This is a genomic window from Sphaerothrix gracilis Ecp01, assembly GCF_030405905.1.
Taxonomy (GTDB): domain Bacteria; phylum Cyanobacteriota; class Cyanobacteriia; order Phormidesmidales; family Phormidesmidaceae; genus Sphaerothrix; species Sphaerothrix gracilis.
Map to the genome: position 1 here is coordinate 1 of NZ_JASATW010000040.1, position 15,624 is coordinate 15,624.

Here is a 15,624-nt window from a genome sequence, read left to right on the forward strand (position 1 = left end):
GTTGGGCCTTGAGTAGCGGGCAGTGGTTGCATCAGGCAAAGCCGATTCCAATCAAGTCTCATGGACGTCGGGCTAAAAGCTTGTTCCGCTATGGACTCGACTATCTGCGCTCGATTCTTCTCAATCTCAACTGGAGAGTTGAAGATTTCTCTGAGGCTGTCCAATTTTTGTCCTGTACTTAGGTTCACGACTTAAGTCTGACTGTTCAGGAGGCAAAGTGCGCTCAAAGTTTGTGATGGCTCCTCCTTGCCGCTGAAATAGATTAGTCTCAATCTGCATTTCTAGGACATTGCGACTCCACCCATGTTCAGCGGCTTTCTGGGCATACCAGAGACGCTGCATCTGATCTTGAAGCTTGTTCAACAAGGACTGATTATGCCCCCACGGAATTTGTGCTACGCTTCGTAGCACAATTTGCTCATCGGGGTAAGCCGTGCCAAAAGCCCTCATGTACTTGAGATTTCGTGACGAGAAACCTTTCATTTCGGGAAATTCTCGTCTGAGATCTTTAGAGAGGCGGTCAATAACTTTGCTGCCCCACCCCTCTTGCTGTTGCCGCACGAGAATTTCACGACCGATTCGCCAATACAGCATGATCAATTCCTGGTTGACGGCGATCGCTGCTTTGATTTGGGCTGAACGGATGCGGCTTTTTAGCTCGTTGAGCAAGGCGAAGTAGTTATCTTCATCCGGCAGCAGTGAGGTTTGTCGGGGCATAGAAAATGGCGATCGCTATCGACGCTATAACAGGCACTCAGTCAGTGTGAGGGAGCCATAAGAGTGTTGTTGCCTGACGATTGTACTGGACGTCTGGACATTCAATTCAAATGTACTATAGCAGTAGGGTAAAGTGAGGCTTTGGCAGCCAGAGGTGACGCTGTGAGCAATCTGTTGCTGATTGAAAGCCCCGGCAAAGTGAAGAAGCTGGGCCAAATTCTAGGGGCTGGCTGGGTAATCAAAGCTAGCATGGGTCACATCCGTGAGCTGGCTAACGATGGCGAGGATGCCCTGGGCTTTGACTTGGGTGTGACAGCCATTGAGTGTCGCTATCAGCCCCGCGATGCCCGCTCGAAGAAAGTGCTCTCTGAGCTGCGCCAGGCAGTTAAGCAAGCCGACCGGGTTTATATCGCCACCGACCCCGACCGCGAAGGCGAAACGATTGGCTGGCATCTGCAGCAGGCGCTGCGGCTGCGCAGCCCTCAGCGCGTGGTCTACAGCGAGATTACCCCTCAAGCGGTGCGCGCGGCGATCGCCCGTCCCCGCCGCTTAGATGAGCACCTCATTGCCGCAGGCAGGGCGCGTGACTGCCTCGATAAACTGGTGGGCTACAAAGGCAGCCGTCATGTGGTCTGGCCGCTGAACAACGGCGCCAAGTCGATGGGCCGGGTGCAAAGTGCGACGCTGCATCTGCTGTGCGATCGCGAGCGAGCGATTCAGACATTTGAGCCACAGGACTACTGGAGCGTTTGGGTGAGCTACCAGGAAGGCTTCAAAGCGTTCTATCGCAGCCGCCCACAGCCACAGCAAAGATCTCAGAAGTCAGCTCGAGAGATAGCTGTCGCCAAAGGCAAAAGTGTAGCGCCAGAGTCAGAGCGGGTGACCTCAAAACAGCGGGCCGATGAACTAGTGGCGATCGCCCGCAGTCAGCCGCATCAGGTTGTGCAGATTGCAGGCAAACAGGTGCAGCAGTCACCGCCGCCACCGTTTGTCACCTCGACCTTGCAGCAGGCTGCCGGGTCAAAGCTGCGCTTCAGCCCGGAGCAGACGATGAAGGTGGCGCAGTCGCTCTACGAGAAAGGCCACATCACCTACATGCGTACCGACTCCGTAGCACTCTCAGCCCCTTTCTGCGAGTCGGTGCGGCAGTATCTGCAGCAGCATGACCCAGACAATTTGCCCTCCAAGCGCACCCGCCACCGGGCGGTGAAAGGCGCACAGGCAGCCCACGAAGCGATTCGTCCAACGGATGTCAGCCGCCTGCCAGAGGCTCTGCAGCGAGAACTACCGGCAGCAGACGCTAGTCTCTACGAGCTAATTTGGTATCGAACCGTAGCCTCTCAGTGCGCTGCGGCCCGGCTGCGGAAAACGCGCGTGGTGACCCAGTCAGGTGCAGCCTACTGGGAAGCTAAAGGTCAGGTGCTAGAGTTTGCGGGTTATACCCGCTACTGGAACAACCTCAGTGCTGATGCGGTGCTACCAGCGCTCACTCAGGGTCAAGCGCTGACGCTGCAGCAGGCCCAAGCCGATGCCAAGCAAACGCAGCCGCCGCCGCGCTACAGCGAGCCGCAGCTCGTGAAGCTGATGGAGCAGAAAGGCATTGGCCGTCCCAGCACCTACGCGCCGACGATCAAAACACTGAAGCAGCGGCAGTACATTGAGCCTACCAAAGGCAAGCTGACGCCGACTCCATTGGGCTTAGAACTAGATGCGGCGTTAGGCAAGCTGCTGCCAGACCTGATTCAGCCCGAGTTCACCGCGCAGATGGAGACGGCCTTAGATGCGATCGCGGCGGGTGAGCAGGAGTGGCAGTCGTATCTGATTGGCTGGCATCAGAGCTACTTTGCCCCGGCGATCGCGCGAGCACAGCAGCAACTGCGATCGCTGGAGCGACCCGCCAAGTCTCCGCCTGCAGCATCCTCGGCTACATCTCAGGCTTCTAAAGCGCAGGTCAGTCAGATAAAGCCGAGTAACGCCAAGCTCAGTAAGACTCAGTGCCCTACCTGCGGTCAGCTAATGGACAAGATTCCCTCTCGTTCTAAGAAGCTCAAAGCCAAGCACTTCCTCAAATGCTCTGGCTGTAGCACCGTGATGTTTTGGAACGGCAAGGCCAAACGCTACGAGCTGCCTTATGCGCAGCAGCAGGCCAAGACACCGGAGAACTTTACGGACTCTCCCTGCCCGGTCTGCGGTGCTTTGCTGGAGCGCTATCGCTACCAGAAGAACGGTCAGGCCAAAGTGATGCTGCGCTGTTCGCTGCTGGAAAACCGACGCGGCCAGTGCAAAGAGGTGGCTTTCTTTGAGAGCCGGGGTGAGTTTTGGTCACCGAAGTTTGGCACGTTGAAGCAGAAAGCACCTCAGGGTTGAGGGTTACGTGTTTTGCAAGCTGTGCTGATTGGGTAGCTTTGGCCGGTTTGGGAGTTAAGTCGTGTAGTAAAGCGCTTCGCCGGTTTGCGCCCGGACGGGCTGGGTCAACGCGATCAGCAGGGGCGGCACGCTGATGATGAGCACGCTGGTGAGCAGAAGGCCAGAGAGCAGTCGTCGCATAGTTCACTCTTCACGAGGGTCAAGCTCTTATGCTTCCAAGAGTTGGGAACTTATTCAAAGGCCGTTACCAATCAAAATAAATGGTGCCCAGTAGTAGGGATGATCCAAGCCCTCAGCCGTAAAGGCTTCTCCAGTTTGGCGATTGACAATGCCGATACCGGCTCGCGCTGCACCTATCGCTGAGAAATCACCTGTAATCAGCGCCATTTGGGCCTGTTGCAATGCTTCAGCTTTCGTCATGCCTTGACTGAGAGCGTTGTAAAAAGCAGTCATTAAAACCTGAGTGCCCTGATCGCTTACCTGCCACAGCGACGATAGCACGGCTTTCGCGCCCCTGGACTGAAACGTGTAGCCTAGGCCCAAAATCTCTTCGCCATTGCCCAGTCCACCTACTCCGGTTTCACAGGCACTCAGCACCACTAGATCAACTCCATTGAGCGTCCAACCTTCAATATCTCGCAGCGTGGGCGTGTCGCCATTGCCAAAAAGAATGAAAGAATCCTCTGGTACACCGGGGACAAAAGCGGCATGAGTAGCCAGATGCAGCACGGTGTAGTTATCCATCAGAGGCCGCACGGCTGATAGGCTAAACGCCTGATTGAGAAAGGTTCTCTCAGCCGGCAGCGTTTCTACTTCTAAGCCGGCACCGGGGAGTCCTGTGAAGGTGTAGGACGTACCGTTGACTTCTGGGGTATGTATCAGGGTTTCATCGGTGTAGGCGGCGGCGAGAATGCGGGGCTGGGCGGCGTCAGCTTTAGTCAGGTCAGTCAGGGAAGCCGCTGTGATGTTGTTCACTCGGTAGCGCTGAATCAGCCACTGATCGCCATCGTGAAGGGCGGCGAGGGGAATGTAGCGGAGCTGACCGTCTGGAGCATAGATGATGGTTTCGACTCCGGCCTCAGCTAAGTCGTCTTCTAGAGGCCGGACTAGCCAGTCGTAAAGCTGCTGGGCTGGAGCTTCTATATCTGAACCGGGTCGGGTCAAAGCTTGGCGAAAGGCGAGAATGGCCTCGTTGAGTTCGACTTTGGTGACGGGGACGGTGCGCCGCAGCGGAGGCGAGTCAGGCGTGGTGATCACCAGCTCTAGGCGGTCTTCTAGAATCAGCGGATAGAAGATGGCGGCATTGAGCTGTTGCAGTTCGTCCCGCTGGCGACTGAGCTGGTCGAGATTGATGCTGGCTTCTCTGGCTTCGTAGCTGAGCTGCTCAATGAGGGCGCGAATTTCGGGGCTGCGGCTGAACTCGGCAAAGCTGCTGTTGATTTCATCTAGCAGGTTAGTGAGCTGGGCAATTCGCTGATTTTGAGCCTCGCTGCGCTGGTCTTCAGCAATGTCTTTAAGCGTTTCGAGTTCTTGGGCTAAGGCGATCGCCGATTGCTGTCTTTCTTCATAGCGGGCGAGAATAGCGGCTTCGGGACGAAGATAGTTTACACCAGTTTGAGTATTGCTATTGCCGCGCACGTCGCGCAGGTATTCGTCCAGTTCCTGAACTTTCAGCAGATCGAGAACACGCTGGGCTTCGAGGATGCGGTCTTGTTGGAGGAGTAGATCGGCAAGACGACGGTATGTTTCAGCGATGGTGTTAGCGTAAGCTTGCTGCATTTCGTAGTCAAGATTTTGGTTATTATGACGAATAACCTCGTATATGTTAACAGATTGCTTTAAGAAAAAAATAGCTAATTCTAGTTTTTCTTGAGCTGCAAATATATAACCAATATTAGCAAGAACAATTCCCTGTCCTGGTTGATCCCCAACTTCTTTTTTAATATAAAGTGATTCTATTAACAGTGTAATCGATTCCTCGTACTGTTCTAATCTATGAAGTATACTTCCAAGATTACCTAAAGAGACAGACTCACCCAGCCTATCTCCTAATTTACGTTTTAGCAGCAATGAATCTTCAAGAAGTTCTATCGCTTTCTCATAATTTTCAAAAATGTAATAGACATTGGCCAAATTATTGAGAACACGAGATTCGCCTGTAATATCTCCTTCACCAAATAAATTCAATGCTGAATAATAGAAATCTACCGACTTCTCAAAGCTTCCTGATGAAAAATAAGTTTCCCCAATATTGTTGAGTATAACAGCTTCGCTATGTCTGTCGCCTGAAAGCTTGATTATAGCCAGAGCTTCAAAATAAAAATCAATAGATTTTTCATACATTCCCAAACCAGCATAAATAGAAGCAATATTACTCAGTACTGATGCTGAGTCTATAGCATTAAAATCTAATTCATTGGAAAATTCTAATATTTCAAGTGCTTCAGAATATTTGCCAGATAGCATTAAGTTTTCGACAACTTCATTGAAAATTATTAGCTCTCCTTGAACATCGCCTATTTCTTGGGTAATTAAAAGAGCGTCATTATAAAGGTTTAATGCTTGTTCATAATTGCCCGATCTACCATATACTCTTGCAAGATTAATGAATGCTTCCCTTTGCACAGTTTGATCATCCAATGATTCAGAAACTGCTAAGCTTTGCTCAAAGTAATTAATAGATTCTGAGTAGTTTGATAAAGTAAGATAAACTCTGCCTAAACTATTAAGGTTGGCTATTATACTTAAATCGTCAGGACTCAGGGAGTTGGTGCGGATTTCTAAGGCCCTTTCATATAAACTAAGAGCTTCAGCATAAGCTCCTTGAAATTCATAAATTGCAGCTAATTTATCAAGAATAATAGCTATTTTTGGATGCTGTTCTCCTAACAGTTCATAGTAAATTTCGAGAGATTGTTGATATAAAATAGTCGCTTGCTGATAGTTGTTGAGAGAGTGGTAAGCGCTTCCCAAATTATCTAGGGCCTCAGCTTGCCTAATTTCTTCGCTAATTTCTCTGTAAATCTCCAACGCCTGCTGCCAAGACTCGATCGCCGCTTGAAACTCACCAGCCTGATACTGCTGACGGCCCAGTTCCAACAAGCGATCGCCCTCAGCTCTGCGTTCCGAGTTGCTGTCTGCTTGCGCTAACAATGGACTCGCCAGCTTGAGACCCAATTCTTGAGAAAAGCCTGGTTGTGGAATAGTAGGAACGCTCAGCGCCGCGATCGCCGCCAAACCAAACAGCCTCGCTAAATACTTCATCGTCAGCCTGGCTCCCTTCCCACGAGCTACCACCAATCAGCATATAGGTCTCGGCAGAAAATACTTATTCAACTTTTGGCAATCTTTGAGAAAGATCAAGTTCAGAAACACAGCCAAAGCGATCGCCTACCTAGAGTCAAAATCAGTCAACCAATAGCACGCTATGAGCAAGCTGCAGTCTCATGCTTGTTAAGTGTCAAAACTGATTACACGGGGGCGTCACGAACCATCACTCAGTCGATAAACTAAGGCATCGTTGTGCAACCATCATGATGCAGTGCCCTCATTGTCATTCCGAAGATATCCGAATCCGTTGTAACCAGACGACCAGCCTGGGCTATCCATTGCATTTTTGCCGCAGTTGCCAGCGCAGCTTCAACGAGTGGACGGGTACGCCGTTCAACCATATTAAGGTGCCGACCGATATCGTCTTTAGCAGGCATTTCTGTTGATTTAGGCAATATGCTGCTGCTGTAGTCATTAGGCAACGCCGTGTTGCTTTAATAACAATCAGAATGTTTCTGAAATCAGAATAATCTTTCAGGTGGAGACTTGTGCGATCGCACTATCGCCCATAAAGCCAGCTAATTCTGTGGATTCGCTAAAAAAAAATCTAAGATTTGCTGAATTTATACTCTGGCATCTGTTGATATGGGAGAAGCCCTCTCTCACAGATAGCCATGTCCCAGCCAATCGGCCTCAGTGAACTGATTCAGCAAGTTAAAAAGGAACTGCTAGCTCCTGTACTGGATAGAAAATCAGATCCCCCCATTCTGTTTGTCGAATCGGTCGAACTGGAGCTGCAGGTGACCGCACGACGCGAAGGCAATGCCGGTATCAAAATCGATGTTCTCTCAGTCGGTGGCGGTGAAGCCGGTGGCGGCGTCAGTCACGAGAAAGCCCATACGGTGAAAGTTCAGCTATCGCCTTTATTCGATAAGGCCCAATTGCTGGAGTGGTATAAAGATCTCTATGGAGATGAGATTATGCCAGCGGTTAAGCGGAGTATGGAGGCTTTACTCAAAGGGGATGAAAGCAACATAGCCGACCGCTACTAGGATGATGAAGCACCTAGAAATCTACTTGTTCCCAATTGATGCTCAGCGCTTTCAGGCAGTGGCAAGCCAGTCTCCCGCCGGAGACGGTTCTGCAGAATCATCATTGCCTTTTTGGCAGGGAGCCCTCGACCGCCGCAAGACGCTGATTAAGCTCTTGGAGCTGTCTAGTGGGTTTCGGGCTGAGGCGTTTCCTGACGCTGATGAACAAGATTGGATGATTCAAGAATCGCTTTTAGCGCCGGATCGGCAAAGTTTTCATCCTGCTTATTTGGAGACGGTGGGACAGCGCCTCTATCAGGCTCTATTTCCGGTTGGCAGTAGCTTACGCTCAACATTTGAAACGTCTTTACGCTTGGCTGAGCCTGAGCCAGCTAACGAGGATTTGCACCTGCGGCTGAAGTTTGCAGCTAACTCGGCTGAGCGATCGCGCTTGGCAGACTATCCCTGGGAACTGCTCCACGATGGTCAGCGTTTTTTATTGCACCATCGTGTTGTCCTTTCGCGCTACCTTGCCTATGAGGCTCTCCCGCCAGCGTTGCCATCGCAAGCGCAACTGCGAGTTTTATTAATATCCTCCACGGCTTCTGATCCAGCTCAAGGACTAATCAAGCTACCCGAGACTGAGCAGCAGGCAATTCGTCAGGGATTGTCTAAGGCTGAGACTTCTGGAGTGATTGCATTAGAGTCGTTATCCCCGGTGACTCGTCGAGGGTTGAGCATCTATCTAACTGACTGTGATCCGTCGTTACGCCCTCAGGTGATTCATTTTGATGGTCACGGGCTCTATGGCAAGCGGTGTATCAATCCTGACTGTCGGCAGATGCACAATAGTACCAAGGTCGAGCGCTGCCGCCGGTGTCAGCACCTATTACCCGACTCAGAAGGCTTTCTGCTGTTTAAAGGGGAGTCAGGCGGATCAGACTATGTGAGTGCTCGGGAGTTTGCGGCTTTACTGCCGTCGGGAGTGGCTTTGGTGGTTCTCAGTGCCTGTCAATCGGGCATGGCTGTGGCGGGAGAGTCGCTGTTTAACGGCACGGCTCAGCAGCTAATCGATGCCCGCATACCGGCTGTGGTGGCAATGCAGTACATGGTTAGGGTAGATGCGGCCAGCCAGTTTTCCGAGCAGTTTTACCGGGTGCTGGGAAAGAAGGAACCGCTGGTGGTAGCACTGCGGGAGGGGCGGAAGTGGATGATGGAGTTGGTAAATCAGTGGTATCGACCGGTGCTTTATCTGCGCTGGCGGGATAATGGAGGGGGGCAGTTGTTTCAGGAAATGCTGGAACCCGAGCTATCAGATTCTTCTAAATTCTACGACTCGCAAATCGCACCACCGACACCTTTGCTGCCGCGCTCGGAGTGGCTTCGTCTCTATCAGGATTTGATGAATGCTTTTGAGGATACAGATGATTTTCAAAAGATGTTGGAGCTGTATGTAGGAGAAAACTTTGAGGCACTATCCTCGCGGTACAAGCCTTATGACAACCGGGTGCTCGATACCGTAAAAAGGCTGAATGGAGAAGGGAAAAGCGTGGCGCTGGTGAGTGGAGCCGTGCAGGCTAAGCCACAGAGTCCACACTTGCAGTATTGGCGTGACTGGCTAAACCGTTTAGAAGATGGCACAGCTTAAGCTAGCAGTCGCTTAGGATAGAAGGCATGTTTGCGCCTGAGGATGACTGGGTATGGCTGCTACTGAGAACCTGACGCTACATCGCTACACGTGCAGCAATACAGGGTATGTCGAGAAACTGGGGGACGGGGTAACGCTGACTCTCATGCAGATACCTGCTGGGGAGTTTTTGATGGGCAGTGCTTCAGATGACCGGAACGGTCAAGATAATGAGCGTCCACAGCATCGGGTGAAGGTGCCGCGATTTTTCATGGGGCGAACTTCGGTGACTCAGGCTCAGTGGCGGGTGGTAGCAGGCTATGAAAGGGTAGATATTGACCTCGACCTCGCCCCCTCAGGCTTCAAGGGAGATGACTTGCCGGTGGAGCGAGTTAGTTGGTATGAGGCAACGGAGTTTTGCAAGCGGCTATCGAAGGAATTGAGTCGGCGACACTCGCCTCAAAGCCAGCCACAGTATCGTTTACCCTCAGAAGCTGAGTGGGAATATGCTTGCCGGGCAGCAACAACGACGACTTATCATTTTGGCGATCAGATCGCAGAAAATTTAGCGAATTACGATGGAGGCCTAGAAAGTAAGGTTGCCAGCTATCCAGCCAATCTCTGGGGATTGTATGACATGCATGGCAATGTCTGGGAGTGGTGCGAAGACGACTATCACGGTAGCTATGACAAGGCTCCTACCGATGGCAGCGCCTGGATAGCCGATAAAAATACTGAGTATAAAATACGTCGTGGCGGCTCCTGGCGCTACGACCCGAGGAACTGTCGCTCCGCGTTCCGCAACGACGGTACCCCGGCCTACCGCAACTACGACATCGGTTTTCGGGTTTGTTGTTCGGCCCCCAGGATTCTTCAGTAGCTCTTTATACTCTTGCCCTTTTGCTCTCTGCAGAAAAAATTTGCGTTCTTTTTCATTCGCCGTTAGGCGATCGCACTTTGCTATCAAATTCGGTGCTAGTCGTCTTTAGTGCCAAAAACTTGGTTAAAGTAGGGCATAAAGCCGGAAACTAGGCTAAATAGCTTGAAGAGCATAGAAGCTGTAGAAGCTGGTAGAGTACAGACTGCCTAGGGTGAGGTAATGGCAGGGTTGGAGAGGAAAGACATCAAAGCGTTAAGAGATGCAATCTATTCGGTTTATCCAAACCATGACCGTTTTGAGATGTTTATTGCACTCGACGTTGATTCTGAGCAGCTCTGTGCAAGCGATCGCTCCGAAATTAAGATAGCGATCTTTAGGCTGATTCAGCAGGCTGAAAGTATAGGGGAAACAGAAAAGCTTCTTATCGGACTGCGAGATGCTAGCGAGGTCGAAAAACGAGAGGATATTCAGCAGTTATGTGATGATCTTCTTTTCAAACTGCAACCCACGGTTGATCAAGAGAAACTGTCTATTGCAAAACCAGATCTAAATAGCTTATTTCAGCAGTTTGACGCAGCAATAGATTTCCCCTATATTCAAATCGCCTTTTATAGTGCATTTCAGACAGTTTTTGCTCGCTCTTTCTTCGAAATGCGCCCCGATCGCCCCTCTACTAATTCGTTAGCAGCAATCAGGAGACTTCTGGAAATTTATTCGGCAGAACTGGCTATTCGATTTGCGGAATACGCTCTTGAAGAGCTATCTCGTTCTCCTCTAGGAATGGGGAGGCAAAACTCGCAGTCTTTCTTTCAAGCCATAGACGACTGGCGACAGCGTATGGCCAACGAATTTGGTATTACAAGCCCGCTACCTAAAAAGATTCCTCAAGATTCTCAGGGATATTTGCTTGTAGCATTTGACGCGCCACGACCAGATCTGTCTGATATCAGCATGACTGCAGAGTTGTACAGGGGGGAAGAAGCTTACTTTGGTCAGCCTGATGCGCCTCAATATTGCTGCAAGATTGAGGAAGCGGCCAATCGTCTATCTCAATGGATACTATCCGCTACAGAAAAACTAGCAGCTCAGAACTGTAAGCTTGACTGTATAGAACTGTTCTTGCCTTGCCATCACATAGAAAGTCTTACTGATGTTGCTGATGACTGGGAGGTGCATAATCTTCAGGGGCGATCGCGGCCTTTTGGGTCTCGAAACTACATTATTCGCTCTTTGGAGCGGGCTGCTCAGGAACCCACTCAGGTCTGCCTTGCTAAGAATTGGGTTCAGCTTGAGCAATGTAAAAACAAAGATGTCTGCGACCACTTTCATCTTCAAAGAGATTGCCCAAAAGTAGGCGATTTGGAAGGATTGGAAGCATCTGGATTAAACTTGGTTGCTGATCTCTCCTCTAACAAGGGTGAACGTCAAGAGATTCTCTTCGACATTATTAACTCTGGGGTGCCTATTACGTTTTGGTTTGGTCCAAATAATCAACAAACGTCAGAAAAACGACTAAAAAGCTTGAAAGATGCGTTGAAAGATGTCGATCTGACGAACTTTGTGGGGCTAGCACAAGCTTGGAGAACAATTCGTGCTCGGGCTAATGTAAGACTGCTAGTGGATTGCCCGCACCGCCGTCCGAGCCTACCCGATCCTGAAAATCGGGAAGATGATGATTCTCTAGTGTCTGAGACGCTTAGCCCCTAGTCCCTTGCTCGCCCATGACCTGGAAATACAAGTACTTTCAAGGAAACTGCCATAGTGCTCAGCCTTCTGGCATGAAGCAGCCCCCTGAAGCTCCCCCCTGGCGGCGATTTTTGCCGCGAGAAGAATTTCTTACGCAGCAACAGGCCCAGAAGCAGGCTGACGAGCAGGAACAGACCAAAGATGAAATCTACTGGACAAAGCTTCAGAATCTCGCCGACGAAGATACACGGGCTATTCAACGGGGCAAGAGCTTTCGCATTTCTACTGGTAAAGAAGGAATGGCGGTGATTGATGCAGTCAATGCTGCGATTCATCTACGGCGACCGCTGTTAGTAACGGGTGCCCCCGGCTCTGGTAAAACCTCACTGGCCTACGCGATCGCCTATGAGCTTCAACTGGGTCCCGTCCTCACTTGGCCCATTACTGCTCGCTCTAATTTGGTCGATGCTGAATATCGCTATGACGCTATTGCCCGTCTGCAGGACGCTCAGCTCGACAAAACCCGTAATTTGATTGACTTAGCTGTTTTACTAGGTGTCGATGTTTCCCGTTTGCAAGAGGCCCAACTTGACAAAACTCGTCAAGGGGCAGCAACTCCGGAGGAAGGCGACTTGGGCGACTATATTCAGCTTGGCCCAGTGGGGACGGCCTTTTTGCCCTCCCTGCGGCCTCGGGTGTTGCTGATTGACGAAATTGATAAAAGTGACCTGAACCTACCCAATGACTTGCTCAACCTGTTTGAAGAAGGAGAATTTGAAATTCCAGAGCTGGTGCGTCGTAAGCGGCGTGGGCAAGATACCGACGATCCCAACGCCACCGTCACGGTACGCACTGCCGATAAAGAGATGGAGGCTCCCGTTACGAATGGTCGGGTGAAGTGCTGCGAATTTCCCATTGTGATCATGACCAGCAACGGTGAGCGCGACTTTCCCCCTGCTTTCTATCGTCGCTGTTTGCGGGTGCAGATGCCCAGCCCCGACGAAGACTCACTGAAACCGATTGTGCAGTCTCACTTTGAAGAGAGCGATCGCTGGGATGAGGTAGAGTCGCTTATCCGCAAATTCGTGAGTAAGGATAAGGGCAAAACCTCAGATCGGGCGACCGACCAGTTGCTCAATGCCGTTTATCTGATGGGGCGTCACCCAGACAGCCTGAGCGCGGATGAAAAAACTCGGCTCCGGGAGTTGTTGTTTCAGTCGTTGGGTGGCACCGACGCATGACACAGTCTGGGGCCACGGGAGCATCGCCAGATCTGGTGAATGCGTTTCTCCAGCGGCTGGCTAAGGCGCAGGAACTTACGGGTATTGAAACCACGACCCAAATGGCGGAGCTGCTGTGGTTGGCGACTCATCTGGAATCAGATTTCCCATCACCCGAGTCTCCGGGTGATCAATCGGAGGATATAGATGTCTCGCAAGACGATGAGGGCAGTCGCAGACTGACGCCCTCTACGGGGCGATCGCCATCTACTTCCTCTCCAGAGCACCCTTCTTCTAAACGAATAGACATCGTAGCACCTACGCCACAGAAGGCATTGCCTCCCGAAGTGCTACCGGTGCAGATTGTTGACCCCGCAATGCTCTCTGACCCTCTAGCCATCATTAGGGCTCTCAAACCGCTCCTGCAGAAAATCGACGCCGGTACTGGCAGCCGTCTCGACGAATCTGCCACAGTTGATTTCATTGCTCGCACCCAGCTCTGTGTGCCAAAGCTGCAGCCTGATCAAGAGACGTGGTTTGACATCATTTTGGTGGTCGATCGCAGTAGCGCGTCGATGGTGATTTGGCAGCGCTTGGTACAAGATATTGTGCGCGCGCTCCGTCGGTACGGAGCCTTCCGCGATGTCCGGGTGTTTGATTTGGTGATCTATCCCGAAGCGCAACCAGCAGATCAGGTCATGCTGCGGTCTCATCCTCAGCGCCCAGATCACCATCCCAAAGAACTTATTGACCAGACAGGCCGTCGTCTTGCCATTGTCCTCAGCGACAGCACGGGTGCTCACTGGTGGCAGGGCATCCTAACGCCTACGCTAGAAACCTGGGGCCACCACATGCCTGTAGTTCTGTGGCAGATGCTGCCTCCTTGGATGTGGCAGCGCACTGCCCTAGGGCGAGGTATTCCTGTTTCCCTCAGAAATGATCTACCAGGAGGCACTAACCAGCGGTTAAAAAAAAGAGCCCCTGCGCAAAATACTCCGGCTAGTCTTCAGCAACGCATAGCCCTTCCGGTGGTGACTGGTGAAGAGCGTGACCTCAGCCGCTGGAGTCAGTTAGTAGCAGGCAAGCCGGGAGTGACTCCCGGCTTTTTGCTGCCGCCACCAGGGGGCACCGTGCCCCGCTCATCATCAGTGGAAACGCTCGCAGATGTTGAACTGGCTGAACGTCGAGTCGAGCGCTTTTTGCGGCTTTCTTCTCCCGATGCTCAGTGGCTGCTGATGCTGCTAGCGGCTGCCCCAGTGATTACCCTGCCCATCGTCCGGCTGATTCGAGAGGAGAAGCTTCCAGATGTGCGATCGCCCCTACCCATTGCCGAGGTCTTCACCGGTGGTTTATTGCAGCGTCTTCCTGGTCAAGAAGAGCGGGCACTGGAATCTACTTCGACTAAACCAGAGCAGTCGGATGAGCTGATAGAACCGCAAGACTTGGTGCAGTATGACTTTGCTGGCCGGGTGCGGGGGGTTTTGCTGAGTGGCAAGTGGCTACCGCCAGTAGACGCTGTCGATGTCATCAATAGTGTGTCTCGGGCGATCACCCGACGATTTAACCGCCTCTATCCTTATACCTTCCAGGCTTATCTTAAAGACCCTAATATAGAACTACCGGAAGGTTTGGAGGGCGCGAAAACTTTCGCCACCATCACGGCTGATATTTTGGCTTCACTAGGACGACCCTATGAAGACCTAGTTCAACAACTCAGAAGGGGAGCAGCGAAAGTTCCTGTCCCGGTTACAGAGCTCGATCCCTATGGTCGCCGTCTCCAAACCTTTGAATATGAAGTCGCTGAATACCTGAATCTTCCACCCCTTGAATCATTCGAGTTTGTTGATGCGCAACTTATAGATGACGACTTTCCACCATCTCTTGATACTGAAGACTTCACCATCATTACCTTAGAACCGCAAACATCATCGAGGCCGGTACTGCAACCCTTTGAATTTGTGCTTGCCAAGCTCATACCTAGTCAGGATACGAATGAGTGGGTGATTGAGCGTCAGCAACGGCAAGCCAATCGCTTTACTGAACCCCTAGCAAATGACATTTACTTAAAGATGGTGGCAATTCCTGGTGGTACCTTCCTGATGGGTTCCCCAGAGAGTGAACCTGGACATTACGATCGCGAATCTCCTCAGCATGAAGTCGCTGTCCAGCCTTTCTTTATGAGCCGTTACCCAGTGACTCAGGTCCAATGGCGAGCTGTGGCAGCGCTACCCCAGGTAGAACGAGAGCTAAACTTAAACCCTTCAGGATTCAACGGCGAAAACCGCCCCGTAGAGCAAGTCTCTTGGGATGACGCGGTTGAGTTCTGCGATCGCCTCTCAGCTCACACTGGACGTCAATACCGCCTGCCGACTGAAGCGGAATGGGAATACGCCTGTCGGGCTGGCACAACGACACCATTCCATTTTAGCGACATGATTACCACGGAAGTAGCTAATTACAATGGCAGCGCTTATGCAGACGGGCCGAAAGGTGAGAGCCGAGGCGAAACCACGCCGGTAGATCACTTCGAAATCGCTAACGCTTTTGGCCTAAGCGACATGCACGGTAACGTTTGGGAGTGGTGTCAGGATGACTGGCACAACACCTATGAGGGAGCTCCCATAGATGGCAGCGCCTGGGTAACTGGCGGAAATACTGAGTATAAAATCAGACGTGGCGGTTCCTGGTTCGACAACCCGAGGCACTGCCGCTCCGCGTACCGCATCAGGCTCAACCCGGACAACCGCGACGTCAACGTCGGTTTTCGGGTCTGTTGTTCGGCCCCCAGGTCTCTTCAGTAGCCCTTTATACTCTTGCCCTTTTGCT

General features: G+C 51.5%; 11 protein-coding genes and 1 pseudogene. 8 read left to right on the plus strand and 4 right to left on the minus strand.

What is annotated here, in order from left to right:
* Nucleotides 1-182 (plus strand): annotated as a pseudogene (locus QJQ48_RS28415) (IS4 family transposase); the annotation flags it as partial.
* Here the strand turns inward: QJQ48_RS28415 and QJQ48_RS25605 are convergent.
* Nucleotides 127-717: a DUF1016 N-terminal domain-containing protein gene (locus tag QJQ48_RS25605; protein WP_346294090.1), complete on the minus strand. Its 591-nt coding sequence runs from the start codon at nt 715-717 to the stop codon at nt 127-129. The pseudogene QJQ48_RS28415 and the gene QJQ48_RS25605 sit on opposite strands and share 56 nt — an antisense overlap.
* Nucleotides 718-879: 162 nt before the next feature.
* Here QJQ48_RS25605 and topA point away from each other — a divergent pair, with 162 nt between their 5' ends.
* A complete protein-coding gene (topA, locus tag QJQ48_RS25610; protein WP_346294091.1) occupies nt 880-3,084 on the plus strand; it encodes a type I DNA topoisomerase in 2,205 nt (734 codons plus the stop codon).
* A gap of 54 nt (nt 3,085-3,138) precedes the next feature.
* Here the strand turns inward: topA and QJQ48_RS25615 are convergent, their stop codons facing one another.
* From QJQ48_RS25615 to QJQ48_RS25625, 3 genes are all read right to left on the minus strand, one after another.
* On the minus strand, nt 3,139-3,264 hold the full coding sequence (locus tag QJQ48_RS25615) for a hypothetical protein (protein ID WP_346294092.1): 126 nt from the start codon (nt 3,262-3,264) through the stop codon (nt 3,139-3,141).
* A gap of 54 nt (nt 3,265-3,318) precedes the next feature.
* Nucleotides 3,319-6,348 (minus strand): CHAT domain-containing protein, encoded by a 3,030-nt coding sequence (locus QJQ48_RS25620; RefSeq protein ID WP_346294093.1) that lies wholly within the window; start codon nt 6,346-6,348, stop codon nt 3,319-3,321.
* Between the two features lie 245 nt (nt 6,349-6,593).
* Nucleotides 6,594-6,836 (minus strand): hypothetical protein, encoded by a 243-nt coding sequence (locus QJQ48_RS25625; protein ID WP_346294094.1) that lies wholly within the window; start codon nt 6,834-6,836, stop codon nt 6,594-6,596.
* A 192-nt stretch (nt 6,837-7,028) separates the two neighbouring features.
* Between QJQ48_RS25625 and QJQ48_RS25630 the strand changes: the two genes are divergently transcribed.
* The 6 genes from QJQ48_RS25630 (at nt 7,029) to QJQ48_RS25655 (ending at nt 15,599) form a co-directional block, all read left to right on the plus strand.
* Nucleotides 7,029-7,406, plus strand: a complete 378-nt coding sequence (locus tag QJQ48_RS25630) for a trypco2 family protein (RefSeq protein ID WP_346294095.1) — start codon at nt 7,029-7,031, stop codon at nt 7,404-7,406.
* Between the two features lie 4 nt (nt 7,407-7,410).
* Complete coding sequence (locus tag QJQ48_RS25635; protein WP_346294096.1) at nt 7,411-9,033, plus strand: CHAT domain-containing protein; 1,623 nt, start codon at nt 7,411-7,413, stop codon at nt 9,031-9,033.
* Between the two features lie 52 nt (nt 9,034-9,085).
* Nucleotides 9,086-9,892 carry a formylglycine-generating enzyme family protein gene (locus QJQ48_RS25640; RefSeq protein WP_346294097.1) on the plus strand — a complete coding sequence of 269 codons (807 nt, stop codon included), beginning with the start codon at nt 9,086-9,088 and terminating at the stop codon, nt 9,890-9,892.
* Nucleotides 9,893-10,111: 219 nt separating this feature from the next.
* Nucleotides 10,112-11,599, plus strand: coding sequence for a VMAP-C domain-containing protein (locus QJQ48_RS25645; protein WP_346294098.1), 1,488 nt, complete (start codon nt 10,112-10,114; stop codon nt 11,597-11,599).
* A gap of 14 nt (nt 11,600-11,613) precedes the next feature.
* On the plus strand, nt 11,614-12,819 hold the full coding sequence (locus QJQ48_RS25650) for an AAA family ATPase (protein ID WP_346294099.1): 1,206 nt from the start codon (nt 11,614-11,616) through the stop codon (nt 12,817-12,819).
* Nucleotides 12,816-15,599 (plus strand): SAV_2336 N-terminal domain-related protein, encoded by a 2,784-nt coding sequence (locus QJQ48_RS25655; RefSeq protein WP_346294100.1) that lies wholly within the window; start codon nt 12,816-12,818, stop codon nt 15,597-15,599. Before QJQ48_RS25650 ends, QJQ48_RS25655 begins: the two co-directional genes overlap by 4 nt.
* Nucleotides 15,600-15,624 lie beyond the last annotated feature (25 nt).

Excerpts from the sequence above, each read along its gene's own strand:
- QJQ48_RS25620 (WP_346294093.1), bottom strand. The coding sequence starts at position 6,348 with ATGAAGTATTTAGCGAGGCTGTTTGGTTTGGCGGCGATCGCGGCGCTG.
- QJQ48_RS25640 (WP_346294097.1), top strand. The coding sequence starts at position 9,086 with ATGGCTGCTACTGAGAACCTGACGCTACATCGCTACACGTGCAGCAAT.
- QJQ48_RS25615 (WP_346294092.1), bottom strand. The coding sequence starts at position 3,264 with ATGCGACGACTGCTCTCTGGCCTTCTGCTCACCAGCGTGCTCATCATC.
- QJQ48_RS25630 (WP_346294095.1), top strand. The coding sequence starts at position 7,029 with ATGTCCCAGCCAATCGGCCTCAGTGAACTGATTCAGCAAGTTAAAAAG.
- QJQ48_RS25645 (WP_346294098.1), top strand. The coding sequence starts at position 10,112 with ATGGCAGGGTTGGAGAGGAAAGACATCAAAGCGTTAAGAGATGCAATC.
- QJQ48_RS25655 (WP_346294100.1), top strand. The coding sequence starts at position 12,816 with ATGACACAGTCTGGGGCCACGGGAGCATCGCCAGATCTGGTGAATGCG.
- QJQ48_RS25605 (WP_346294090.1), bottom strand. The coding sequence starts at position 717 with ATGCCCCGACAAACCTCACTGCTGCCGGATGAAGATAACTACTTCGCC.
- QJQ48_RS25635 (WP_346294096.1), top strand. The coding sequence starts at position 7,411 with ATGAAGCACCTAGAAATCTACTTGTTCCCAATTGATGCTCAGCGCTTT.
- QJQ48_RS25650 (WP_346294099.1), top strand. The coding sequence starts at position 11,614 with ATGACCTGGAAATACAAGTACTTTCAAGGAAACTGCCATAGTGCTCAG.